The sequence below is a fragment of the Psychrobacter sp. AOP31-B2-9 genome, from assembly GCF_052378005.1.
In the GTDB taxonomy this organism is placed as follows: Bacteria; Pseudomonadota; Gammaproteobacteria; order Pseudomonadales; family Moraxellaceae; genus Psychrobacter.
Genome location: NZ_JBQSXG010000038.1, coordinates 1 through 26,201 on the forward strand (window position 1 = coordinate 1; position 26,201 = coordinate 26,201).

The window sequence follows — 26,201 nt, forward strand, 5'->3', positions numbered from 1 at the left end:
TCATTATTGCTTTGGGTATGGCAAAAGAGGGTTTTGACTGGGAGTGGTGCGAGCACGCACTTACTGTTGGATATAGAAGTTCACTGACTGAAATTATTCAAATTATTGGTCGTTGTACTCGAGATAGCGAAAATAAAAGCCACGCCCAATTCACTAACCTTATCGCTCAACCTGACGCTGCAAACGACAACGTGACTATTGCTGTAAATAATATGCTTAAAGCTATCACTGGCTCTCTATTAATGGAACAAGTGCTTGCCCCTAATTTTAAGTTCAAAACAAAAAAAGATGGTGATTTTGAACCGACGCCACCAGGAACAATGAAAATAGGTGGTTTTAAAGAACCTAGCACCAAGCGCACTAAAGCTATCATAGAGTCTGATTTGGCTGATCTGAAAGCCGCTATCTTGCAAGATGATAAGGTCATTGCAGCTTCGGCAGGTAAGATCGATCCTGAAGTAGTGAATAAGATCCTTATACCGAAAATAATTCAGCGTAAATATCCTGATTTGACTGAAGCTGAAGTTGAAGAGGTAAGGCAGCAAGTGGTAGTCGATTGTGCAATAAGCTCAGCAGAAGTAACCGAGCAAGGCGGTAAGAAGTTTATTCGTATGGCCGACAAGTTTATCAATATTGATGAGCTACATATTGACTTGATTGATCAGATCAATCCTTTTCAAAAAGCATTTGAAATACTTTCAAAATCCATCACGACAGATGTGCTTAAGCTCATCCAAGAATCTATTGAAACCACTCGTATTCAAATGGACTTTGAAGAGGCTAAATTACTGTGGCCTAAAGTTAAGCAATTTGTGCATGAAAAGGGTCGTGAGCCTGATTTGAATAGCTCAGATTTCAATGAAAAAAGACTTGCTGAATGTGTCATTTATATTAAGCAACAAAAACGCAAGAGAGTGCCTGCATAATGAGAAATGAAGAGTGGCAAGTGATAAAGTCTATGGAGTTAGATGATTGGCTAAGCTTCATTGATAGTGATGATGACTTAGGGCTTACGACGATTAAAGCAAAGTCGCGGGTACCTACAGCAGATGAGCACTTAGTCGCTAAATTCCAAGAGATAAGCGACTTTTACAACACTAATAAGCGTTTACCTGAAAATAATATGGCAAATATTAGTGAGCTTATGCTGTTCAAGCGTTTAGAGTCTATTAAGAACAACGATGAGCAGTGCCGTGCTTTAGTGGATTTTGATGAATTTAACCTGTTACCACTTACGCATGAAGTCACTGCACAAGAACCTGAACTGGTTGAAAGAGAGATCAATTCATTTGAAGATATCTTTGAAGATGATGATTTTGGCTTACTCGGTGACTCTGATCAGAGTATTTTTAACATCAAGCATATTAAGGCAGATAAACGTGCTGAGACTGACTTTGTCGCTCGCCGTAAATCATGTAAGGATTTTGATAAATATAAAGACTTGTTTCCTATTGTTCAGCAACAGCTCAACAGTGGTCAACGTAAGATTATTGAGTTTAATGATAAAGGTGAAAACTTAGTAGTTGGTGAGTTTTATATCTTGAGTGGCGTATTGCTTTATCTAGAGGAAGTAGAGTTTAGTAGTGACGCAAAAACAGTAAACGGTAAACGGTTTAGAAAGGACGGAAGAACACGCTGTATATTTGAAAATGGCACAGAATCAAATATGCTTTACCGCTCTCTTGCTAAGGCCCTTTATGCTGACGGTAAAATAGTCTCTCCTGTTGGTGAGTATTTTGCTGATATCAAAAATATCAACGAGGATGATGAGTCGGCTGGCTTTATTTATATTTTAAGCAGTCAAAGCCAAGACTCTCGCATCCAAGCCATACCCAATCTATTTAAAATAGGCTATTCACGCACACCAGTTAAAAAGCGTATTGCAAATGCTGCCAATGAGCCTACTTATTTAATGGCTCCAGTCGAAGTTGTTGCCAGCTATGAGTGCTATAACATGAATACGCAAAAGTTTGAAAACTTAGTACATACCGTATTTAAAGATGTTTGTATCGATGTTGAAGTTGCAGATTTGCAAGGTAATATGTGCAAACCTAGAGAATGGTTCAGTGTGCCTTTAGAGCAGATAAACACAGCGATTGATTTGATAGTGAGCGGGCAGATTGTAAATTATAGGTATAACTCGACTACTAAGAAGATAGAGCTATGCTGAAGAAACCGTACAACTAACTTGATAAACTAAGCGTATAAATTTGAGTTTACTATACCAAGAAGATCAGAACCTACAGTGCAGAATTTAAAGTTAGAGCAAACTATTCTACACAGCATAATGAAGCAGCCATATAAGCTATAGTTTGTATGGCTGTTTTATTTGTTAAATTCAGTGAGATGTTTTTCGTAAAATTTACTTGAGAAAATATAGGTAAAAAACTATTTCTATCCCACGGCACAGTAAGATCTAAAGTTATAAAAAACCTGCCAAATGCACGTAAAGTAAGACTCTCAGGATATTATTGCAAATTATACTATCCCACGATCTATCCCATCGTGGGATTAGACTCAAATTGCAGACATAAAAAAACCTGCTCGAAAGCAGGTCTAGTATAGGTTTGAGAACTTTTATCACTATCCGAAAATGGTGGGGCTGGAGAGACTCGAACTCTCACACCTTGCGGCGCCAGAACCTAAATCTGGTGCGTCTACCAATTCCGCCACAGCCCCATTTTCGTTACTCTATCATTATTAGTGTTTAAACTCAAACACCATATAGAGATAGTTAACTGATTCGGTAGTGCGTCTCAGTGGTTGGCTATTATATAGAGTTTGAATATTTTGGCAACCCCTATTTGCATTTATTTTTAATTATTTAATATTTTTTTTGCTAATTTATTATAAATAATTGATATTACTATTGTTTTAAATAACAGTTTTTGTACTTTTATTCACTATTTCTCTGTTCCTTTGGCGTAGTGATCTCTAATTGCTGTAATTTACGGGTTAGTGTATTACGTCCCCAACCGAGCAAGTTGGCTGCAGCTATCTTTTTACCTCCGCTATGTTTGAGCGCAGCTGTCAGTAAAACACGTTCAAACTCAGGTGTGGCCGTTTGCAAAATATCTGTTTCTCCTGTCTGCAGTACCTGTTCGGCCCAAATAGCCAACGCCTGCTGCCAACTTGGAACAGCAGATATAGGCTGTTCTTGATTGATTTGGCTTTGGGAGCTCACGTTATCGCTATATGATTGTTGTTCTTGATATTGTTCTAGATTAGATGAAGCATTTTCGAGCAGTTCTGGTGGCAAGTCCTCAGGCATGACGGTGTCACCAGTTGCCATGACAGTCAACCATAGACAAACATTTTCCAATTGACGGACGTTACCGCGCCACTCAAAAGATTGCATAATCTGTACAGCCATCGGATGTAACTGCTTTAGTGCGGTGTCCATCTGCTCAGCAGCACGTTTCATAAAATAAGTCGCTAGCGCAGGAATATCTTCGCGTCGCGTGCGTAGCGGTGGCAGTGGTAGACGGATAACGTTGAGGCGATAAAACAAATCCTCACGGAATTTACCTTGTTTGACTAACTCTTCTAAGTTTTGATGAGTGGCAGCGATAATACGCACATTTACTTTGATTGGCTGTTGTCCACCCACGCGATAAAACTCGCCATTTGCTAATACGCGTAGCAATCTCGTTTGAGTGCTAAATGGCATATCACCGATTTCATCTAAAAACAATGTACCGCCATCAGCCTGCTCAAAGCGCCCTGGTCGTGTGGTCGTCGCACCAGTAAACGCTCCTTTTGCATGACCAAATAGCTCAGATTCGATCAAGTCGTGTGGAATAGCAGCCATATTGAGAGCGATAAAAGGTTGTTGGTTACGCGGTGAATGTTGATGTAGCGCGCTGGCGACCAATTCTTTTCCGGTTCCTGATTCACCCGTAATTAAAACGGTAATAGGTGAGTGTGCCAATCTGCCGATCGCGCGGAACACCGTCTGCATAGCTTGTGATTGGCCTATGATACCGCTAGGGTTGTCATTAATGTTTTGGTTTGTACTGATAACAGGGTTGGTATTATTTTTGACTTTAGTTTTAGCTGCTTTGCTCTTTTTGGTTTCATTAGATGTGCTTGTTGGATGAGTCTGTCCAGTAGGTTCAACCTTTACATCAAATTCAGTATCGCTCTCAGCAGTATAATCAGTCGTTGCATTGGTGTTAGATGTATTAGCGTCGACTGCGTAAGTGGTCGCGGTCAGATTGGGCTGATAATTAATGGCTTTATAAATGGTTGCAACGGCATCATCCAAGTCAAACGGTTTGGGTAAGTATTCAAAGGCACCTGTTTGATAGCTATTAATAGCAGAGGTTAGGTCTGAGTGTGCGGTCATGATGACAATAGGCAGCTTAGGAAAGTGCTGATGCACCCAGTCACTAAAAGACAGCCCATCCATCATCGGCATACGAATATCAGTCAATATCACATCGGGCAGTTGCACCTGTGACTCATTTTCTTGCAATATATCGTTGAGACGTGCCCACGCAGCTTGTGCTTGGGTAAAGCTAATAACCGTCAGTCCTGCATCTTCAAACGTATCTGCCAACACCATTCTTAAGGCGGCATCATCATCGATAAGCCATAACGTTGCGGGGTCAAGTTCGGGGTTGTTATTGACCGTTACTTTTATTGTTTGATCATTTATCAGTTGATCGGTTGCCGTCTGATTATCGCTTTTAGGTTTATGCTTTTCACTATATTCAGTCATGTATTAGGCCTAATGAGCAATGAGTTGGTTCAGAGTTATGATGTGGTCATTTACGACTTGGTAGTATTAATTGGCTTTGTTAATCTCTTGGTTAATTAGGGCATGTCCTCAATTCAATCGATAGTTATCTAAATGGGTTAAAAATAGCTAAATCTTGCCAAACGGCGTCAAATAGCTGACTAATATCTCGATATTATCTGCTCTATTTTCCTTGTTTGACGGCAATTTATCTCATTTTCATCACCATTTTTAAAATGAGGACACGCCCTAGTAGCTGTATCAAGTAATAATAGCAAAGTTATTTGTGCTTCAGTAATTAATCAATGAAACGGCAGGTATAAGGTAAAACGTGTTTGTTGCTCACCTTGTACCTGTGTTGAGCTAACATCAATCATACCACGATGATGGCTAATAATATCTTGTACGATAGATAACCCTAATCCAGTGCCAGCAGCACGACTTGTCACCATAGGAAAAAATATCTGCCCGATCAATTCAGGGTCAATTCCTGAGCCGTTATCAGTAATGTTAACTTGCAGAACTTGTTTGTGCTGTTGCCCAACGATGGTGTGTTGAAAAGCAATACGTGTTTGAATGTGAAGTATTGGCTGATAATCTATTTGGTCATCACTGTTAGTATTGATCGAAGATAATACTTTGGTTTCGGATATTTTTTGTTGTTGCAAGGTTTGTTCAAACTCAGTCATGGATTCACAAGCATTGTTGATCAGGTTTAAAAACACTTGAATTAATTGGTCTTTATCTGCACATAATTCAGGCAGTGATAAGTCATAATCTCGCTGTAGCGTTAATTGTGGATATTGGTTCATCACTAAAGACAATACATGCTCTAGCGGTTCATGAACATTAATCGTTTGCCAGTTTGGGAGTTGATTAGAGCCCAAAAACTGTCCAACAAGATGCGTTAGACGGTCAGTTTCTGAGATAATAATATCGGTATAACCACGTAGTTTGTCAGTGGTTTTTTGCAAGTTTTTATGATTCAGAGCAGTATTTGTATGGTTTGAGGCAGTTGACGCGCTACTATTAAGAATAGAGGTGTCACTGAACTTGATAAATTGTCGCTGCAATAATTGTGCAGCACCGCGAATACCTGCTAACGGGTTTTTTATTTCATGGGCAACTGACCGTAGCATATGACGAGCCACACCATATTGTTGTTGCTGACGTTGTTCTTCTGATATACGGCTTTGTCGATCTTTGCCCCACATTTCAATAATAAAATAGGTCTGCTGCTCGTATATGACAGGAGTGACACTATAGTCAACGGAAAATGACAAATAACCGTTCAGCTGTGTGTTTACAACATGGTCATGATCGATAAAGGGTTGCTGATACAGTTTTGCTTGCTCAAATCGTTCGGTTAAGGAGCAGTTTTGGGCATCGACATCATCATTATTAGGAATATTACTATCTTTTGGGTTTAACTCTTGGGGTGCTAATAACGTTAATATAGGTTGATTGAGCAGCCTTCCACTACTGATAGCCAGTAGTTGCTCGGCCTGAGCATTGAGCCACGTAATAGACAACTCTTCATTGACCCATAAAATAGCCGTAAATAAATGCTGAGATATAAATGCTAAATCAGGTGTGGATTTTGCGGTTGTGAAATTTCTTGCCATGAGTCAATGCCTAAAAAAAGATGTTCAAGATAATATTTAACCATAAATCAACACTATAGAGCGGCAAAACTAGCGATTTTTGCAAAAAAAACGTACAATGCGCACAGCCATTTTATCTCTAGCAAGGTCAGCCATGTCCAAAACTTCTACCAAGTCGCTTAACACGACTATTACCACCTCTCAGCCAGCTTCTACTCCGACAGATTCTACATTAAAAGACACCGCCACTGTTTTTAATCCTGCTAAGCCAACAATAGCACAAGACAGTCAAGCAGATACGAACCAGTCCAATCCAGCTAAAGCCAGCCATCATAGAGCCAATCATAACCAAAATCGTAGTGTTACACAAAGTAGTGATTTAACGACTGCTAATGCCACTGCTGCTATGCCCGTCAGTGCAGCACCAAAAGTTGGTTTTGTCTCGTTAGGTTGCCCAAAGGCGCTAGTGGACAGCGAGCGCATCATCACTGAGCTGAGCCGTGATGGTTACCAAGTAGCCAGTGATTATGAGGGAGCGGATTTGGTCGTGGTCAATACCTGCGGCTTTATTGAGTCGGCGGTACAAGAGTCGCTGGATGCAATCGGGGAGGCTATTAGCAAAAACGGTAAAGTCATCGTGACGGGCTGTTTGGGTAAAGAAGCGGATAAAATCCGTGAGATGCATCCTGCTGTGCTCGCAGTAACTGGTGCGCACGCATATGATGAAGTGATTACAGCGGTTTCGAAACATGTGCCAAAACCAAATAGTAGTAAGGATGAAGACTACGACCCAAAAATAGATTTGATTAATGAGGCAGGTATCAAGCTGACGCCAAGCCATTATGCCTATCTAAAAATTTCTGAAGGCTGCAATCACCGTTGTACTTTTTGCATTATTCCAAGCTTACGTGGTGATTTAGATTCACGTCCGATTGATAATGTCATGAATGAAGCCTTGGCACTAAAAAATGCTGGCGTGAAAGAGTTGTTAATTATCTCGCAAGATACTTCTGCTTATGGGCTAGATTTGAAGTATAAAACCAGTTTCTGGAACGGCATGCCACTCAAGTCAAAGTTTTATGACTTGTGCCAAGCATTGAATGGCTTAGGTATCTGGGTACGTCTACATTATGTCTACCCTTATCCGCATGTGGACAAAGTCGTTGAATTGATGGGTGAAAAGAAACTCTTGCCTTACTTAGACATTCCCTTTCAACATGCCAGTCATCGAATACTAAAAGCAATGAAACGTCCAGCGCATAGTGAAAACACTTTGGCACGTATCAAAGCATGGCGTGATATTTGCCCTGATATCGTTATTCGTTCAACCTTCGTTGTTGGTTTCCCTGGTGAGACGGAAGAAGATTTTCAATGTTTGCTTGACTGGCTGGTTGAAGCTCGTCTTGATCGTGTCGGTGCATTTACCTATTCAGAAGTAGAAGGTGCGGTAGCCAACGATTTACCAGATCATGTGCCAGAAGAAGTCAAGAAGTCACGTTATGAGCGTTTGATGGCGCTACAACAAGAGATTTCAGCACAAAAGCTACAAGAAAAAATCGGTAAAACTTTAATGGTATTGGTCGATGAGATTGATAGTGATGAAGGTATTGCGATTTGCCGTAGCTATGCGGATGCACCTGAAATCGATGGTCACGTCTACGTTGATGATATCAATGCAGGGGTTAAAGTCGGGCAGTTTTTGACTGTCACTATTGACGAAGCTAGCGAGTATGACTTGTTTGCTAGCTACAAAGGTTAAAAACCTAATACGATATGCCAGTGAAAATTGCCCCATAAAGGACAGTTTTTGCTACAATTGACGCAATTTAGCCTTGTGACCCATTTGTCATCAAGTATGGCAGTGTGGTCAACGCCAAGGCAAACTCTGTTTGTATTTTACCGATAACTTTAATTATAATTTAATGATAACAAGGTGATCTCATGTCTGACAAAAACCCGCGTTACTCTCGTATCTTGCTAAAACTATCTGGCGAAGCTTTGGCTGGTGGTAAAGACATGGGTATCGATACCGAAGTGCTCGATAAAATGAGTTTGTCTATTGCCCATTTGCGCGGACTGGGTGTTCAAGTTGGTATCGTGGTCGGCGGTGGTAATTTATATCGCGGTGCCCAACTACAAAAAGAAGGTCTGGTTGGCCGTGTCACTGGCGATCAAATGGGTATGTTGGCAACGGTCATGAATGGTTTAGCGATGCGTGATGCGCTTGAGCGTCGCAATATTAAAACACGCTTGATGTCAGCACTACCTATTGGTGAAGTGACAGAAAGCTATAGCAGCCGTAACGCGATTCGTTATCTAAAAAACGGTGATGTTTGTATCTTTGTTGCGGGTACGGGTAATCCGTTCTTTACCACGGATACCGCCGCTTGTTTACGTGGTATCGAAATTGAAGCAGGCTTGATTTTAAAAGCGACCAAAGTCGATGGCGTTTATGACAAAGACCCAAGCCTACATACCGATGCCAAAAAATACGATGGTTTAACCTTTGACGAAGTGTTAGAGCAAAAACTTGGCGTTATGGACTTAACTGCTATTGCATTGTGCCGTGAGCATAACGTACCGCTACAAGTTTTTGATATGACCAAGCCTAATGCCTTATTAAATGTCATTATGGGTGAAAATGAAGGCACACGTGTTTTTCACTAATCTGATGTAAAACCTATAGTCGATCAATGTTAAAAATGGTGCAAGGCAGACAAGCGCAAGTACTACAGTAGTAGGCTAAGCGAGTCTAACGCCGTAACACTTTAAGAGTGGTTCGACTATATACTCGCCAGCCCAAGTGATAGCACGACTAGACAACGTATATTTACTAACAATGAATGATTTATCGATAGCGATAAATAAGGATATATAATGATTAAAGAGATTAAGCAAGACGGCGAAGCCCGCATGCAAAAGACATTGGAAGCGCTTGAGAGTACTTTCAGTAAAGTTCGTACTGGCCGTGCACACCCAGGTATGTTGTCAGGTGTGATGGTTAGCTATTATGGTTCTGATACCGCCCTCAATCAAGTGGCGAGTGTGAACGTTGAAGACTCACGTACATTACTTGTTCAGCCGTTTGACCGTACCATGGTACAAGCGATTGACAAAGCCATTCGCGAAGCAGACTTGGGTTTGAACCCAATGACCGCTGATGTGATTCGTGTACCGATGCCAGCATTGACAGAAGAAACACGCCGCGATATGCAAAAACTTGCGCGTGGAGAAGCAGAAAATAGCCGTGTTTCTATCCGCAATATTCGCCGTGACATGATGAATGATATTAAAGATTTAGCAAAAGAAAAAGAAATATCAGAAGATGAAGAACGTCGTGCTAGTGATGATATTCAAAAGATTACTGACAAATACATCGAAACCATCGATAAGAGCTTAACTAAAAAAGAAAGCGATTTGATGGACGTCTAAATACTGATTTCTCTGTCATTTATGGCATAGAGTGATTCAGTTGTTTCTCCATGACAAGCAGCCAATGTGCCAACGCTATTGGCTGTTTATCATTGTGCAAGTGTTAATCGTACAGGTGCTAATCGTATAAGTATTGATCGTACAAGTATGAAAAACCTGATGGTTGAATTATGAGAAATTTATGAATTGTTTCTATGACGCTTTTTAATCATCATCGCACACGTTATTATCCTCTTACTTTAATAATAAGCCAGTTCGCCTATGTCCACGTCAGCCGCTTCGGCTCCTATTCCGACACTTCTTCCTCGCCACATCGCTATCATTATGGATGGCAATAATCGCTATGGTAAAGCCCATGATTTGGGAAAAGGCCAAGGGCATGTCGCTGGTAAAGATGCACTAGATCCCATCGTCGAGTATTGTGTGGATGCGGGTATTGAAGTATTGACGGTATTTGCCTTCTCTAGTGAAAATTGGCAGCGTCCAGCCAGTGAAGTGGCGCTGTTAATGCAACTGTTAGCTTCGACCATTCATGAGCAGATACCACGCATGCATGAGTATCGTATTCGCCTGCGCTTTATTGGTGATCGCAGTCAGCTGAGTGCTGATTTGCAAGAGCTGATGGCCGATGCTGAAGCAAAAACAGCAGAATTTGATGCCATGACCTTGGTTATCGCGATCAGTTATGGTGGTCAATGGGATATTGCGAATGCTGCAAAACAGTTGGCGCAGCAGGTGCAATTAGGTCAGTTACATGCTGAAGATATTAATAAAGAGATGCTCGATGAGTATGTACAGTTGGCAGATGAGCCAGCTGTCGATATGCTAGTACGTACGGGCGGTGAGTATCGAATCTCTAATTTCTTGTTATGGCAATCAGCCTATGCTGAGTTATTCTTTACTCAAACGTTGTGGCCGAATTTTGGAGCAGACGAGCTGGCAACGATGGTAACAGAGTTTGCCCAGCGTCAACGCCGCTTTGGCAAAACCAGTGAACAAGTCGTGACAGAAAAAAATAGTTGTTAAGACAGTGGTTAAAAACACTAATCATTATTAAGAATAATTCATGACTTAAAGCGTTCATTTAATATGTGTGCAAAAGTATCTTGTAAAGCCGCTGTCCTACTCGTGGTCAATGCCGCTTGTTTATGGAATAATAAAGCGCTTAAGAGGTGTTGATTACTATTAGTGGGCTATTGTAGATTAGCTGCTATAATGCACTTTTTGATCACGCAGTATTCATTATAATAAGGCTCAATAAGTATGTGGCAACGAATTAAGACGGCAATAGTTCTCGTTATTATCGTTGGTATTGCAATGTTTGCGAGCCAAAGCCCTGTTTTATTTGCACCGCTGTTAGCCGTTGGCGTTATTATCGCGGCTCATGAATGGACTAAGCTGATGCCTAAATGGCGTCAACCAGTTGTATTTGTGTTGCTAGTCCTTGTACTGACCTTAGTATCACTCATGCTTAAAGTGACTTGGCTATTTTGGTGGGTGGCATCGCTCGCTATATGGTTGATGGCTCTGTCTTGGGTGAGGGTTTTCCCCACACATACCAATTGGTACGGTAAAAAACTGGCTTTGATGGGCGCTGTGATATTAACGGCAGCGATTACGGCTATGTTTTATCTGTGGCAGTTGTCGGCATGGTGGCTGCTTTATGTTTTCTTATTGGTTTGGTGTGCGGACAGTGGTGCTTACTTTGTAGGACGCAAGCTTGGTCGCCGTAAGATGGCACCGAACGTTTCACCCAACAAGAGCATGGAAGGGTTGGCTGGTGGGTTGATTACAGGCTTGATCGTCGTTGTTGCGATTAGTGTCTTTCAGTTAAAGCTAACAGGTATACCGCTAATTGCCTTTGTGGCGTTATCAGCGCTAACAATCTTGTCTTCAGTACTCGGTGATTTGTTTGAGTCGATGCTCAAACGCCGTGCTGATGTCAAAGATTCAGGCACAATTCTCCCAGGCCATGGTGGTATACTTGATCGTATCGACTCGCTATTGTCTGCCACGCCGATATTTGCGCTTGGTTTTTGGGCGATACAACACTTTGGTTTGATTGTCGTATAAGGTAGCAAGATTATATTGAGGGCTGTTAAACATTCATATATGGTACTGACCCCCGCACTCGAACAAAACAGCGCTTACTTTGTGAATAGGCAAAGCGTCTCTTTGCTTGATCCGTTCTCAAGGCTGATGCTAAAACCATCCCAAACCTTGTTGCAACCCTAGCTCTAGATAAGGTCTCGATATTACCATCGGCTTGCGCCTAGTTTGGTGCACTTTTAGCAATCAGCAGCCCTAATATTTAAATATTCAACAGACGCTAGTTACTTCTTTTATTTTCACCGTATTATTCATAGGCATTAATGGTTATGACGCAACGCATCACCGTACTAGGCGCGACAGGTTCGATAGGCGATAGCACGTTAGCAATCTTGGCGGCGCAACCACAGCATTACTCGGTTTACGCTTTATCAGGCTATCATCGTTTAGACAAGCTATTTACGCTTTGCCAGCAGTTTTTGCCCAAGCGTGTCAGTGTGCCAAGCGCTGCTATCGATGATTTTGCACAGCGTCTTAGTGCCGCGGGTCTTGATATCGATGTCGTGGGCGGTGAAAAAGGGCTAATAGATATTGCAACCGATTCGCAAGCTGACACGGTGGTCGCGGCTATCGTGGGTGCCGCTGGATTACCTTCTACTTTAGCTGCCGCTCGTGCAGGTAAACGTATTTTACTGGCCAATAAAGAAGCCCTCGTAATGGCAGGGCAAGTAATGATGAATGCGGTAAAAATTCACAATGCCACTTTATTGCCTCTCGATTCAGAACACAATGCTATTTTTCAGTGCCTACCACTCGCCATTCAGCAAGACAACACCCAAATCCATCAGTCCAGTCATGGCGTACGTAAGTTATGGCTGACGGCTTCTGGTGGACCATTTCTACAGCAGTCATTTGCTCAAATGCAACAAGCAAGCGTCGCTGAAGCTGTTAAACACCCCAACTGGTCGATGGGTCAAAAGATATCTGTCGATTCTGCAACGATGATGAATAAAGGCTTGGAGCTAATCGAGGCTTGTCACCTATTTGGCTTGCCTGAAGATAAAATAAATGTGGTTATTCATCCACAAAGCATCATTCACTCAATGGTAGAATATAGCGATGGTAGCTATCTGGCGCAGTTGGGCAGCCCAGACATGAAGACACCCATTGCTCATGCACTCAGTTATCCTAATCGGATTGATAGTGGCTCGCAGCCGTTAGACTTATATGCGCTCAGTGGGTTGGAGTTCGTTCAGCCTGATTTACAAAAATTTGCGTGTTTGCGTTTGGCAAGACAGGCGATGCAAGCAGGTACACAGGCGACTATCGTACTAAATGCTGCCAATGAAATTGCCGTGGCTGCATTTTTGGAGGGAAAGATTCGTTTGACTGATATCGCTGATATTAATGAGCAAGCTTTGAACGACATACAGCTGCCACCGTTGAGTGATACAGCTGACATAGATGATATTCTAGCGATTGATAAGATAGCGCGTCATCTTACTGACAAACTTGTGGCAGATTTAGCGTAATTGTTGATTTTTAATACTGAATCGAAGATGTTTAGATAAAACGCTGGAAACCAATCATGACCTTTTTATTAACCCTCCTTGCAGCAATATTTGTCTTAGGTCCGCTCATTGCTTTACATGAGTGGGGTCACTATATCGTAGCACGGCTTTGCGGCGTAAAAGTGCTGACTTATTCTATTGGCTTTGGACCTAAACTCTTTGGTTGGACGAGTAAAAAAAGCGGTATTGACTATCGTATCTCGGCACTGCCACTCGGTGGTTACGTCAAGATGCTTGATGAGCGTGAAGGTGAAGTTGCCAAAGACGAGCAGCATCTAGCTTTTAATAACCAGCATCCATTGAAAAAAATTGCGATTGCGGCGGCTGGTCCTATCATGAACTTTGTTATTGCAATTGCCCTGTTTTGGGTATTGTTTATGACACCATCAGAACAGCTGGCAACTAAGATTGGACAAGTACTACCAGATACACCAGCTGCCATGGCACAGCTGCCTGTTGGTGATAAAGTTGTTGCGATTGATGGTCATGAAGTACAGACATGGGAAGGTATTAATTACCGTCTGGCTGGACGTATGGGTGAGACAGATGATGTGAGTGTCACGATGCAATCAGACGTTCAGACTGATAATACCATCAAAACATATCAAGCGCCCGTGCAGCAATTTATGCAAGGTGCTGCACAAGGAAAAGACGCGTTAACAAGTTTTGGTATGCTACCATGGCAACCAGATATTGCGCCGATAGTGGGTGATTTGAGCGCTGATGGTGCCGCCAGCCTTCAGGGTATGCAGGTGGGCGACCGTATTACGGCTATCAATAATACTGAAATTAAAGACTGGGTTAGTATGACACGCATCGTGCGTGATAATCCTGAAACGCTACTTAATTTTACGGTATTGCGTGATGGAAAGCCTGTGCAGCTTAAGATTATGCCACAAGGTAAAAAAGACAATTTAGGTAATGATTACGGACAAATAGGCGCTATGGTGAAGCAGTCTGAGATTGTTATTCCTGATGCCTATAAAACCACGGTGGTCTATGGTCCTGGTGAATCACTGGTCAAGTCGTTTGAAAAAACCGAACAGTTAGCCGTCATGACGGTAAGTTCTATGGGGAAAATGCTGTCAGGTATGATTGGTTTGGATAATTTATCAGGGCCGATTACCATTGCAAAAGTCGCTAAGCAAAGCTTTGATATCAGTTGGCAGATGGTATTGTCTACGACAGCATTGATTAGCTTAAGCTTAGCAGTTTTAAACCTTTTGCCTATTCCTGTATTAGATGGCGGTCATATTGTCTATCACTTTATTGAGCTGGTTCGTGGTAAGCCGCTGTCAGAAGGGGTGCAAATGGTAGGATTAAATATTGGTTTACTCTTGCTGGCAGGTTTCATGGTGTTAGCAATTGGTAATGATATTAGTCGGCTATTTTGATTGAATGATAGCTAATATAAGTGATAAGGCATTATATACTAATGGTTTTACGGCTATTATGGCTTGGTTTTTGATCTAATAGGTGCCAATGATTTGTACTGTATCCTCTGTACTAATCGTAATTTTTAGTTTATTTTGTGATGCATTTTATATAAAGTATTCTGAGTCTCCCACGTATGAGTGCGAAACTTCATATGCGATGGGCTGGACAATATGTGCTTTTTAACTTAACTTAAGCAAGTTTTTTATTGACGGATAGTGTTTATGCGTACGCCTTTATTTATGAGCGCGGCAGGGTTGCCGTTAGTTGTAACAATGATGAGTATGCCGGTACAGGCTGCAGAATTTGTAGTGACTGACATCGGTTTCAATGGTTTACAACGTCTAACCCCCGATAGCCTCTATCCGGTTCTACCGATTACGGTAGGAGATACGGTTAGTGATAGTAGCTTGGCTGCTAGTATTAAGGCGCTATATGCAACTGAGAATTTTGCTGACATTCAAAGCCGTGTCGAAGGCGGTCAGTTGCGATTTGACGTTGTAGAACGCCCGACCATTGCTGAGGTGACCTTTGAAGGCAATAAGCTTATTCCAAAAGAAGGGCTTGAGCAAGGTTTAGAAAATGCTGGTTTATCTGCTGGTGATGTGCTCAAACAATCGACACTACAAGGCGTAGCCAACGAGCTACAGCAGCAATATATAAGTCAAGGCTACTATAATAGTAATATCGAAGTAGATCAGACCGTACTTGATGGCAATCGTGTCAAGCTAGATGTGCGCTTTATTGAGGGTGATCCTGCTAAAGTTGTTGATATTAATGTCATTGGTAATGAGCACTTCAGTGATGAAGAAATCAAAGACGTGTTTGCGGTAAAAGAATCTTCTTGGACTCGTCTACTATCTAAGTCTGATCGTTATGCACAAGAAAAATTGGCGGCCAGTTTAGAGAATTTAAAAGCACTCTATCAAAATGATGGTTATGTACGTTTTGCAGTAGATAATGCAGTGCTGAATATCAGTGAAGATAAAAGCAGTGTATTTATTGAGGTAAGCCTGAGCGAAGGTGAGCAATATCAATTTGGTGACGTCAACTTTTTGGGCAAGCCGACATTTGATAACAGTGAATTGAAAGAGCTGGTCACTTTTGCCCCTAATGAAAAGTACTCGCAAGCCAAACTAGATGCGACGACCGCAGCGCTTAAGAGTCGTTATGGTAACGAAGGCTATTATTTTGCAGAGGTTAGACCTGTACCACGTATCGATGATGACACTAAAATGGTAGAGGTTGATTATTTTATCGATCCTGCACGACCTATCTATGTGCGTCGTATTAACTTTACGGGTAATATCAAAACTGAAGACGAAGTGCTTCGTCGTGAAATGCGTCAACTAGAAGGATCGCTTGCTTCTAACGACAAAATTCAGCTGTCGCGTACACGCTTGATGCGTACAGGATTCTTTAAAGGTGTGACCGTCGATGTCAAACCTGTCCCTAACCAACCAGATCAAGTTGATGTCAACTATGTGGTTGAAGAGCAGCCCTCTGGTAGCTCAACCATCGCTGCAGGTTATTCACAAAGTGGTGGTGTGACATTCCAGCTAGATTTGACTCAAAATAACTTTATGGGTACTGGTAACCGTGTCCAAGCTGCGCTATCACGTTCAGAGACCTATGATTCTTATAGCTTAGGTTATACTGATCCATACTTTACAGAAAACGGTGTTTCTCAAGGTCTTAGTGCTTATTATCGTAAGACCAAATATGATGATGACAACGTTAGCAACTATGTAACTGACTCCCTTGGTTCCACTCTTAATTATAGCTACCCAATCGATGAAACCAAACGTCTTAGCGCGGGTTTAAATATTGATAATACGACCGTGCGTGGCGGCAGATTCCTTGGGGTATCCAATGTTCAGGAACTGTTGGAAGATGGTGGTACGCAAAGAGACTATGATGGTGTAGGTGATGCCAGTTTTAAAAATGACTACACGACTTACAACTTACTATTTGGCTGGGATTACAGCACGTTAGATCGTCCAGTATTTCCAACTAAAGGTATGAGCCATGCAATTGATGCCACTATCGGGGTTGGTGATGCCAGTTACCAAAAGTTAACCTATAGTGGTAATGTCTATTATCCTTTGTATAAAGATTTTATCGCACGTGGCTATACCAAGCTTGGTTACGGTAACGACTTGCCATTTTATGAAAACTTTTATGCAGGTGGCTATGGTTCAGTACGTGGCTATGAGTCGTCAACCTTGGGTCCTCGATCAGAAAATTATTACTATGCTGAAAACGACATAGTGACTAGTGGTGAGGAAGTCGGTGGTAATGCCTTGGCTACATTTGGTGCCGAGCTGATTTTACCAATGCCATTTAAAGGCGATTGGGTAGATCAAGTGCGTCCAGTATTATTTGCTGAGGGTGGACAGGTCTTTGATACCACAGGAAAAGAAGATGAAACCTTTGAAGATACAGGTGTGTCTTTAATCACTCAAGACAATAGCTTACGCTATAGTGCGGGCGCGGGTGTCACTTGGTATACACCTATTGGACCAATTTCATTGAGCTATGCCGTACCTATCGGTGATAAAGAAGGTGATGAGACTGAAGCTGTTCAGTTCCAAATTGGTAGTACATTCTAACTTTGGATAAGAGCACGAGATCATACAAGTAAAGATATAATTGCTATTTTTGTGATCGCAACATCCGTCAGATATTAGAGGGTTGCCAAGATGATTATTCAACTTGGCAGTTTCTTTATCCATAATAACGTTAATAGCCACTATGATAACGATAAAGCAGATTATTACTCGGATTGAGCAGCATCAACCAGTTACTAACAAATCTGAAATTAATGTTGAACAATTAAGTCAAGAGCTCGATGGGGTGGGGAGTCTGACCACTGCTAATCCTCAGCAATTGAGTTTTTTGTCAGGAGCACGTTACGCTTCTAGTCTTGTGAGTACTCAAGCAGGAGTAGTATTAATCACAGCAGACTATCGTGATCAAGCTCCAGATTCTGCTGTAGCGTTGGTGGTCGCAAGTCCTTATTTGGCCTATGCGAGTGCCAGTCAGCTATTTGGTCATCAATCACTGTCACATAACATTCATCCTAGTGCTGTGATTGCTGATAGTGCGATTATTGATGAGCAGGTTAGTATTGGCCCTTTTTGTATGATTGGTGAGCATGTGAAAATCGGTAAGCATAGCTCATTGTCTGCTCATGTGATTGTCGAGGATAATGCGACTGTAGGCACTGACTGTGTTATCAAAGCAAATGTCGTTATTGGGCATGACTGTATCATCGGTAGTCACGTTAGATTGCATGCAGGTGCGAGTGTTGGATCAGAAGGCTTTGGCTTCGCACCTACTAGTGATCCTAGCACCACAGGTTGGGAGCGTATTGCTCAGTTAGGGCGTGTGGTGGTTGGCGATAATGTGAGAATCGGTAGCCAGACCTGTATTGACCGTGGTGCCATTAATGATACGGTTATTGGTAATCATGTTATTATTGATAACTTGGTACAGGTAGCTCATAACGTACGTATCGGTGATGGTACGGCCATCGCGGCCCAAACAGCCATCGCTGGTAGTACCAGTATAGGTAAACGCTGTATTATTGGCGGCGCTGTCGGTATCACAGGTCATATTGAGATTACAGATGATGTGACGTTATCTGGGATGACTATGGTCACCAAATCTATTAAAGCAGCTGGTTCATATTCTTCTGGAACGGCTGCAATGCCAACGGCTAATTGGCGACGTGCTGCTGTACGCTTTCGTCAGCTTGGTCGTGATTAGTGAAATGACAACAATATAACTTATAAATATTAAACACATAGCAAGGAAGTGCCATTATGAGCCGCCCAGATATAGATATTTTAAATGATGATAATGTTAAAAGCTTAGATGAACAAGGTCTTAAGTTGCCACTAACGTATCATACGCTTAAGCACTATTTGCCACATCGTTATCCTTTTTTGTTGGTAGATAAAGTTATTGACTGTATACCTGGAGAATGCATTACTGGTGTTAAGAACGTAACGGTTAACGAAGAGTTTTTCAATGGTCATTTTCCTGATGAGCCGATTATGCCAGGAGTATTAATGGTAGAGTCCATGGCCCAAGTTTCAGGTGTTCTCGGATTCATTAGTGCTGGTTTGACTGCAGAAGATGGTTATCTATATCTATTTGCAGGTGTCGACAAAGTTCGTTTTAAGCGCCGAGTTATTCCTGGTGATCAGCTCATTATCCGTGCTAAAACAGTGATGCAAAAGCGTGGTATTTATAAATTTGATTGTACCGTACATGTCGAAGACGAATTAGCTGCCAGTGCTCAAATAATGATTGCCCGTCAAGAGCAATAGTATTAGTTAATGATCACCGTGTTTATAACTAGCACCGTTAGCTACTGCTTTTAAAGCGCTATGTTGAAGTGTGCAGTCAGTATGACCATCAATTACTATATATATTATTAGCACCGTTTTTGGTTTGTTGAACAAGGTCAAATCGACTATTTTTTCACTATTTATTCGCACTAGATGATACAAAGGCCCACATTATGAGTCAGATCCATCCAACAGCACTCATCTCACCGTCCGCTCAGATCGATGAGACCGCTACTATTGGTCCGTATTGTATTGTCGGTGATGAGGTGTCGATTGGCGCACATACCGTTTTGCATCGGCATGTCGTCGTCACTAAGTTGACTCGTATCGGGCAACACAATCAAGTTTATCAATTTGCAAGCATTGGCGAGGATCCACAGGATCTAAAGTATGCGGGCGAACGCACGTGGTTAGAAATTGGTGATCATAATACTATCCGCGAGGCCTGTAGCTTACACCGTGGTACAGCACAGGATGGCGAGCTGACCAAAATTGGTAGTCATAATCTATTGATGGTGAATACCCATGTCGCGCATGATTGTGTGATTGGCGATCATAATGTATTGGCTAATAATGTCGGAGTAGCAGGACACGTTACTATTGGCGATCATATCATCATCGGCGGAAACTCAGGTCTTCATCAGTTCTGTACTGTAGATGACTATAGTTTGATTGGTGGTGCGAGTCTTATTTTAAAAGATGTGGCTGCTTTTACGATGGTATCTGGTAACCCAGCCAAAGCTCACGGTCTTAATGTCGAAGGAATGCGCCGCAAGGGCTGGTCGAAAGAGACTATTGATGTGCTGCGCCAAGCGTATCGTATTATTTTTAGATCAGGTTTGACGACCGTACAAGCACTTGAAGTATTAAACAACGACTTGCTGATAAAAGAGCCAAAAATCCAATTACTTATTGACTCATTACAAAAAAGCCGTCGCGGCGTAGTGCGTTAAACATACGCACAAAATGAGTATCAGTCAAATTTTTTTGATTAGATAAACTCTTGTTAGCTCTAGAGAAAATCAACGAAAGCCATAACTAATAGTTATGGCTTTTTATATTTGTGACTACTTGACTTTTTTGGTCGCTTAGCAGAAACTGAGCGTTTATGATAATGTAAACAATTCTTTCTTAATGTTGCTAAGTATCTCATAGCGAGCCGCTTGCTAAATAGCTTAATATTATAACTGGCTTTTATGGTGATCAAGGAAGATTGTCAGCGACATTATTTGAAGTATGAGGATGGAAAAATGGCTATCAACAAACAAGAACATGCACAGTGGAGCTCGGGCTTTGGCTTCATATTAGCAGCAGTAGGATCGGCAGTTGGTTTAGGAAACATATGGAAGTTTCCATATATGGTCGGTGAGAGTGGTGGTTCAGCTTTTGTTATTGCTTATTTATTTTGTATTGCGCTGGTAGGTTTTCCGATTTTAGTGGCTGAGTGGCTGATAGGTCGCCGTGGTCAAAAAAACCCAGTCAATACTTTTGCTGATGTTGCAGCAAGTGAAGGTAGGTCGCGCAGTTGGAAGATTATTGGTGCTTCAGGTGTTTTAGGTGGTTTTTTAATCCTATCGTTCTATAGTGTCATCGGTGGTTGGGCACTCAACTACGTGACGAAAATTGCTACAGGTAGCTTTGTTGGTCAAGATAGTGATTCAGTCGCCGCCACTTTTGATACTATGTTAGCTTCAGCTGGTGCATTAACAGTATGGCACACTGTATTTATGGCTGTTACTGCTATTATCGTCGGTATTGGCGTGACTAGTGGTATTGAAAGAGCTGCCAAGATTTTGATGCCATTATTGGGTGTGATTCTATTTGTGATCGTTGGCTATAACGTCATGAATGGTGGTTTTGGTGATGCAGTGGCTTACTTATTTACCCCTGATCTTAGCAAGCTGACCGAAGACGTTATGATTGCCGCACTGGGACATGCTTTCTTTACCTTATCTATTGGTATGGGCATTATGGTGGCTTATGGTTCATATTTGGGCCGTGAAGTAAATTTACTTAAGACAGCTCGTACTGTTGTTATTTTGGATACCGTCATTGCATTGGCTGCGGGTCTAGCAATCTTCCCAATTATCTTTAGCAATGGTTTAGATCCTGCATCAGGTCCTGGTCTTATTTTTGTCAGCTTGCCTATCGCGTTTGGTAGCATGGGTGCAGGTACTATCATTGGCACACTATTTTTCTTACTGATTACCTTTGCGGCTATCACCTCTGCAATCTCATTGCTTGAGCCAACCGTTGAGTTTTTAGAAGAACGTACCTCAATGAGTCGTACCGTATCGACTATCGTTGCAAGTATCGTAATCTGGTTGCTAGGTATTGCAGCACTGCTATCGTTCAATCTGTGGTCTGACTTTACTATTATGGGCAATAATATCTTTGATGCTTTAGATAAATTAACCAGTAAGTTTCTCTTGCCTCTCACAGGTCTTGCAGCAATTGTATTTCTTGCGTGGAGAATGGATCAGCGTAGTATTAGAGAAGAGCTTGGATTGTCTAGAGGTGCGTTTCAGATCTGGCAATTCATAGTCAAAGTTGTGGCACCACTTGCAGTCATTATTGTATTTGTGAGTGCACTGAAGTAGTAAGACTTATCACAAAAAAAGGGCTTAAGATTATTCTTAAGCCCTTTTTTATTTTAACTGATACAGATAAACGATGGTAAATACTAAACAGAATTAACGTAAGTTTAATTCGGGAACCGTTTGACCACGTTTGGTATAAAACTCGATGACAAACTCATCAAACTTGTCTTGTTCAATCGCATCTCTAATACTTTGCATCAAACGTTGGTAATAGCGTAAATTATGAATAGTAGCTAGTTGAGCACCTAGCATCTCTTTGCATTTATTAAGGTGATACAGATAAGCACGGCTAAAGTTTTGACAGGTGTAGCAATCGCATTCAGGGTCTAATGGGCCTTCATCGTTGCGATACTGGCTATTGCGGATACGTACCACACCAGCATTGTCTGTGTCGCCTGTGACGAAGTAATGACCGTTACGCGCGTTACGAGTTGGCATGACACAGTCAAACATGTCGACACCGCGGCGAACGGCTTCTACGATGTCTTCAGGCTTACCAACACCCATCAAATAGCGTGGCTTGTCAGCGGGCATAGCATCTGGGATATAATCTAAGACATTCATCATCTCGTCTTTTGGCTCACCAACAGACAAGCCACCAATAGCATAACCATCAAAACCAATATTGAGCAGACCTTCTAACGACTTTTGGCGTAAATCAGCATACATACTGCCTTGGATGATACCAAACAGAGCATTGGTGCTGCCTAAGCGTTTGTGTTCATCCACACAGCGTTGTCCCCAACGTAATGACAGCTCTAATGATTTTTGCGCTTCGTCATGAGTCGCTGGGTATGGCGTGCACTCATCAAACTGCATGACGATGTCTGAGTTCAAGCTATATTGAATCTGCATAGATTTTTCTGGTGATAGAAAAATCTTCGCACCATCGATGGGAGATTTAAAGTTAACCCCTTCTTCAGTAATTTTACGCATGGCACCAAGGCTAAATACTTGAAAGCCACCTGAATCAGTGAGGATAGGCTTGTCCCAATGCATGAATTTATGTAGGCCACCGAATTTGTCGATAACCTCGGTACCAGGACGTAGCCATAGATGGAACGTATTGCCTAATACAATATCAGCACCGATGGCTTCGATATCACGTGGCAACATGCCTTTGACCGTGCCATAAGTACCGACTGGCATAAAGGCAGGCGTCTGTACGTCGCCATGATTGAGATGAACTGTACCACGGCGTGCACGTGTTTCGCCGCTGGCCGTTTTGTGTAAGACAAATTGCATATGATAATCGCTATTTAAGCTATGAAAATGGCGCTAATTATAACATTGTTGGTGGATTTTTTGGACATGGATATTTATGTGTCATTGATATATCTGTTGTTTCAGCCCTATAAGTTCAACAAGTTTCATACTTGATATGATGAGGGTATAACCAAAAGACACAGACAGTATTATGGGGTAGTTGGTAAAGTATATAAAAAACAATGATATAAAAAATATCATTAGACTCGGTGTTTTGGACATTGGAGAACTAATATGACTAAAAAAGCTTACCTACTATTAAGTGGTTTATTATTAACATCAGGAGCAGCTATGGCTACCGAAGAGCCGGACTATACCGTATTAATGCAAGAGGATGACTTTGAATTACGTCGTTACGATGAGCAGCTTGTGGCCCAGACTTGGGTGACAGGTGACCAAAGTGCGGCTAGTCGCGAAGGATTTAAAACATTAGCAGATTATATCTTTGGTAATAACACAGCGCCAAGTGGTGAGAGTAGCAAGATTAGTATGACAGCACCGGTCACCATGCAGTCGCAAGCGAATAGTAATAATGATGCGTCACAAAAAATTGCGATGACAGCACCAGTGAGTATGCAACAGAGTGATGGAAAATGGCGCGTACAGTTCACCATGCCAAGCCAATACACTATGCAAACGTTACCAAAACCTAATAATCCAAATGTTAAGATTATCGAAGTGCCGGCACAGACTTATGGCGTCATTAAGTTTTCTTGGTGGGCAGGAGAAGATAAAGTCGCAGAAAAAACGGAAGCGCTACGGACTTGGATGCAAGATCAAAACTTAGTGATAACAGGTGAGCCTGAGCTGGCCCGTTATAATCCGCCATGGACACTGCCGTTTATGCGCCGTAATGAAGTGATGATAGCTTATCAGCCAAAATAATACCAATTGTTCAGATTTTGAAAAGTTGATGGTCATAAAAAAAGACAGCGGTTGCTGTCTTTTTTCTTGATGTTTAAGAACATTGTTTAGATATTTAGCTTAAGCATTTTGCTCACGGATGATATTCAGCATACGACGTAATGGCTCAGCAGCACCCCATAATAATTGGTCACCCACGGTAAACGCACCTAGATATTCAGGACCCATATTCAGCTTACGCAAGCGACCTAACGCGACTGTCAACGTGCCAGTGACGGCGACTGGCGTTAAACGATCCATGGTGGCTTCTTTGTCATCTTCGACTAAATCTAACCATTCGTTGCCGCTGTTCTTAAGCGCCGCTTCGATTTCTTCTAATGGAATGTCTTTTTTGAGTTTGATTGTTAGCCCTTGTGCATGACAGCGCATCGCACCAACGCGGACACACATACCGTCGATAGCAATCTTATCGGCTTCAGAATTACCAAGAATTTTATTGGTTTCAACACCACCTTTCCATTCTTCTTTTGACTGTTTGTTCTCTAGTTGAACATCAATATAGGGGATTAAGCTACCAGCCAATGGTACACCAAAATACTGAGTAGGGAAGTCCTCTGAGCGCTGTGTTTGGGCGATTTTTTTATCGATTTCAAGGATGGCACTAGCAGGATCAGCCAGCTCGTCTTTGACCGCTTCATGTAGTATGCCCATACCGCTAATTAGCTCGCGCATATTGTTTGCACCTGAGCCACTAGCTGCTTGATACGTCATGGCGCTGACCCATTCGACCCAACCTTTGTTAAACAATTCACCGATAGCCATCAGCATCAATGATACGGTACAGTTACCACCGATAAAGTCTTTTTTACCACTGGCTAAAGCACTATCAATCACGCTGCGATTGACGGGATCAAGGATGATAATACTGTCGTCTTTCATTCGCAACGTACTGGCTGCGTCAATCCAGTAGCCATTCCAACCGCTATCACGTAATGGTTGATGTACCTTTGATGTATAGTCACCACCTTGGCAGGTAATCACCACATCACAAGCTGCTAAGGCAGTAATATCATGAGCATCTTTTAATTGGCTGGTTTCAATACCATCAAAACTTGGCGCATCACCGCCTGCATTGCTAGTTGAAAAAAATACGGGCGTAATACCGTTAAAGTCATTTTCTTGTTGCATACGTTGTATCAATACTGACCCAACCATACCACGCCAGCCTACCAAACCTACTGTTAAATCACTCATGAAGTCCAATCCTATTGACAATTATTTGTTGCATAGCTAACCAGTAACAATGCCGTGAATAGCCATAAAAAGCAAGGCGTTTTAGCGACTTTTAGCCATTTTTTATACACAATTCACTATACATATTATAACTTTAAGTTATTAGGGTATATTTAACAGTCATAAATGATTTAATATATTTGTTAATGAGATAGTCCAAATTAGGTATAACAGATGGCATCAAAGGGCTGTATAACATAGTGCGTTGCTAAGTTGCTGTATTAAGCTATAATCTAATGAAAATTTAAACGTAGCTATCTTTAGTCCCCATTTCACTAGACGGTTAATACATATTATGGAACTCTCACTATTATATTACAGCGTACAGTGGCTAGCTGGGTTTATCGCCTTGGTGACGATATGGGGCTGGATTCCCCTTGATAATTGGTGGGTGCGCTGTGTTGAGTTTCCACGCATTCAGATAATGGTGCTTGGTGTCATTGCTTGGATGGGTATGTTGGTCTTTTGGTCCGAGTGGCAGCTAGGTCAGTGGCTATTATTTATGGTATTAAGTATGGCCTTAGCATTTCAGCTGCGAATGATATTACCCTATACCAGATTATGGAAAAAGGAAGTCCAACAAGCAAAAGAGACGCCAGTAGGAGAGGCGCATCAGTTAAAAATCATGATTTCAAATGTTTTGACACCTAACGATCAAACACAAAAACTGGTTAATTTGGTACAGCGAAAAGAACCAGATGTTTTGGTCATACTAGAAAGTGATGAAAAGTGGGAAACAGCCTTACATCAAATAGAGCCTGATTACCCTTATACGGTAAAAGTTCCATTGGATAATTTGTATGGTATGCATCTATATTCTAAGCTCGAACTGATTGATCCTGTCGTCAAATATCTGATGATTGATGACATACCTTCTGTTCATTCACAGCTGCGCCTGCAAAATGGTCGCGTGATTTGGTTGTATTGCTTGCATCCTATGCCGCCAAGCCCGACTGAAGCGGACAAATCAACCACTCGTGATGCAGAGC

Annotated in this window: 19 protein-coding genes, 1 tRNA gene and 1 pseudogene; 16 read left to right on the top strand and 5 right to left on the bottom strand. The window is 41.8% G+C overall.

Annotation, left to right across the window (positions count from 1 at the left end; all coding sequences use genetic code 11):
• Together ACT3SX_RS06320 and ACT3SX_RS06325 are read left to right on the top strand one after the other, a co-directional pair.
• Window positions 1–926: pseudogene (locus ACT3SX_RS06320) on the top strand (DEAD/DEAH box helicase); the annotation flags it as partial.
• Window positions 926–2,170, top strand: coding sequence for a GIY-YIG nuclease family protein (locus ACT3SX_RS06325; protein WP_225739116.1), 1,245 nt, complete (start codon window positions 926–928; stop codon window positions 2,168–2,170). The pseudogene ACT3SX_RS06320 and the gene ACT3SX_RS06325, both read left to right, overlap by 1 nt.
• Before the next feature lie 424 nt (window positions 2,171–2,594).
• On the opposite strand, the gene ACT3SX_RS06330 is transcribed toward ACT3SX_RS06325, so the two are convergent.
• The 3 genes from ACT3SX_RS06330 to ACT3SX_RS06340 all read right to left on the bottom strand — a co-directional run bounded on the left by ACT3SX_RS06330 (window position 2,595) and on the right by ACT3SX_RS06340 (window position 6,366).
• Window positions 2,595–2,679, bottom strand: a tRNA-Leu gene (locus tag ACT3SX_RS06330).
• A gap of 217 nt (window positions 2,680–2,896) precedes the next feature.
• Window positions 2,897–4,723, bottom strand: a complete 1,827-nt coding sequence (locus ACT3SX_RS06335) for a sigma 54-interacting transcriptional regulator (RefSeq protein ID WP_192991912.1) — start codon at window positions 4,721–4,723, stop codon at window positions 2,897–2,899.
• Between the two features lie 320 nt (window positions 4,724–5,043).
• Window positions 5,044–6,366, bottom strand: a complete 1,323-nt coding sequence (locus tag ACT3SX_RS06340; RefSeq protein WP_192519372.1) for a two-component system sensor histidine kinase NtrB — start codon at window positions 6,364–6,366, stop codon at window positions 5,044–5,046.
• Window positions 6,367–6,499: 133 nt separating this feature from the next.
• Between ACT3SX_RS06340 and rimO the strand changes: the two genes are divergently transcribed.
• The 12 genes from rimO to ACT3SX_RS06400 all read left to right on the top strand — a co-directional run bounded on the left by rimO (window position 6,500) and on the right by ACT3SX_RS06400 (window position 21,789).
• Window positions 6,500–8,104, top strand: coding sequence for a 30S ribosomal protein S12 methylthiotransferase RimO (gene rimO, locus ACT3SX_RS06345; RefSeq protein ID WP_442069933.1), 1,605 nt, complete (start codon window positions 6,500–6,502; stop codon window positions 8,102–8,104).
• 182 nt (window positions 8,105–8,286) lie between these two features.
• Complete coding sequence (gene pyrH, locus ACT3SX_RS06350) at window positions 8,287–9,012, top strand: UMP kinase (protein ID WP_442069932.1); 726 nt, start codon at window positions 8,287–8,289, stop codon at window positions 9,010–9,012.
• A 210-nt stretch (window positions 9,013–9,222) separates the two neighbouring features.
• Entirely contained in the window at window positions 9,223–9,777 is a 555-nt protein-coding gene (gene frr, locus ACT3SX_RS06355; RefSeq protein WP_192991909.1) for a ribosome recycling factor, read from the top strand.
• Between the two features lie 261 nt (window positions 9,778–10,038).
• Window positions 10,039–10,803: a polyprenyl diphosphate synthase gene (uppS, locus tag ACT3SX_RS06360; protein ID WP_442074770.1), complete on the top strand. Its 765-nt coding sequence runs from the start codon at window positions 10,039–10,041 to the stop codon at window positions 10,801–10,803.
• Window positions 10,804–11,040: 237 nt separating this feature from the next.
• On the top strand, window positions 11,041–11,850 hold the full coding sequence (locus ACT3SX_RS06365) for a phosphatidate cytidylyltransferase (RefSeq protein WP_192519367.1): 810 nt from the start codon (window positions 11,041–11,043) through the stop codon (window positions 11,848–11,850).
• Between the two features lie 299 nt (window positions 11,851–12,149).
• Window positions 12,150–13,358: a 1-deoxy-D-xylulose-5-phosphate reductoisomerase gene (gene ispC / locus ACT3SX_RS06370; protein WP_442069784.1), complete on the top strand. Its 1,209-nt coding sequence runs from the start codon at window positions 12,150–12,152 to the stop codon at window positions 13,356–13,358.
• Window positions 13,359–13,414: 56 nt separating this feature from the next.
• On the top strand, window positions 13,415–14,791 hold the full coding sequence (rseP, locus tag ACT3SX_RS06375; RefSeq protein WP_192991905.1) for an RIP metalloprotease RseP: 1,377 nt from the start codon (window positions 13,415–13,417) through the stop codon (window positions 14,789–14,791).
• A 264-nt stretch (window positions 14,792–15,055) separates the two neighbouring features.
• Complete coding sequence (bamA, locus tag ACT3SX_RS06380) at window positions 15,056–17,443, top strand: outer membrane protein assembly factor BamA (RefSeq protein ID WP_192991904.1); 2,388 nt, start codon at window positions 15,056–15,058, stop codon at window positions 17,441–17,443.
• 142 nt (window positions 17,444–17,585) lie between these two features.
• Entirely contained in the window at window positions 17,586–18,602 is a 1,017-nt protein-coding gene (lpxD, locus tag ACT3SX_RS06385; protein WP_192991903.1) for a UDP-3-O-(3-hydroxymyristoyl)glucosamine N-acyltransferase, read from the top strand.
• 56 nt (window positions 18,603–18,658) lie between these two features.
• On the top strand, window positions 18,659–19,168 hold the full coding sequence (fabZ, locus tag ACT3SX_RS06390) for a 3-hydroxyacyl-ACP dehydratase FabZ (RefSeq protein WP_192519362.1): 510 nt from the start codon (window positions 18,659–18,661) through the stop codon (window positions 19,166–19,168).
• A 194-nt stretch (window positions 19,169–19,362) separates the two neighbouring features.
• The gene (gene lpxA / locus ACT3SX_RS06395; protein WP_192991902.1) at window positions 19,363–20,142 is read left to right on the top strand and encodes an acyl-ACP--UDP-N-acetylglucosamine O-acyltransferase; all 780 of its coding nucleotides are present in this window, start codon (window positions 19,363–19,365) and stop codon (window positions 20,140–20,142) included.
• Window positions 20,143–20,439: 297 nt separating this feature from the next.
• Window positions 20,440–21,789, top strand: coding sequence for a sodium-dependent transporter (locus tag ACT3SX_RS06400; protein ID WP_192519360.1), 1,350 nt, complete (start codon window positions 20,440–20,442; stop codon window positions 21,787–21,789).
• 93 nt (window positions 21,790–21,882) lie between these two features.
• Here the strand turns inward: ACT3SX_RS06400 and tgt are convergent, their stop codons facing one another.
• A complete protein-coding gene (gene tgt / locus ACT3SX_RS06405) occupies window positions 21,883–23,034 on the bottom strand; it encodes a tRNA guanosine(34) transglycosylase Tgt (RefSeq protein ID WP_192519359.1) in 1,152 nt (383 codons plus the stop codon).
• A 255-nt stretch (window positions 23,035–23,289) separates the two neighbouring features.
• Here tgt and ACT3SX_RS06410 point away from each other — a divergent pair, with 255 nt between their 5' ends.
• Window positions 23,290–23,940: an SOUL family heme-binding protein gene (locus ACT3SX_RS06410; RefSeq protein WP_192519358.1), complete on the top strand. Its 651-nt coding sequence runs from the start codon at window positions 23,290–23,292 to the stop codon at window positions 23,938–23,940.
• Between the two features lie 99 nt (window positions 23,941–24,039).
• Here ACT3SX_RS06410 and asd read toward each other — a convergent pair whose 3' ends face one another.
• Window positions 24,040–25,173 carry an aspartate-semialdehyde dehydrogenase gene (asd, locus tag ACT3SX_RS06415; RefSeq protein WP_192519357.1) on the bottom strand — a complete coding sequence of 378 codons (1,134 nt, stop codon included), beginning with the start codon at window positions 25,171–25,173 and terminating at the stop codon, window positions 24,040–24,042.
• 334 nt (window positions 25,174–25,507) lie between these two features.
• On the opposite strand from asd, the gene ACT3SX_RS06420 reads away from it, so the two are divergent.
• The coding region (locus tag ACT3SX_RS06420) for an endonuclease/exonuclease/phosphatase family protein (protein ID WP_444519039.1) at window positions 25,508–26,201 on the top strand (694 nt) is incomplete at its 3' end.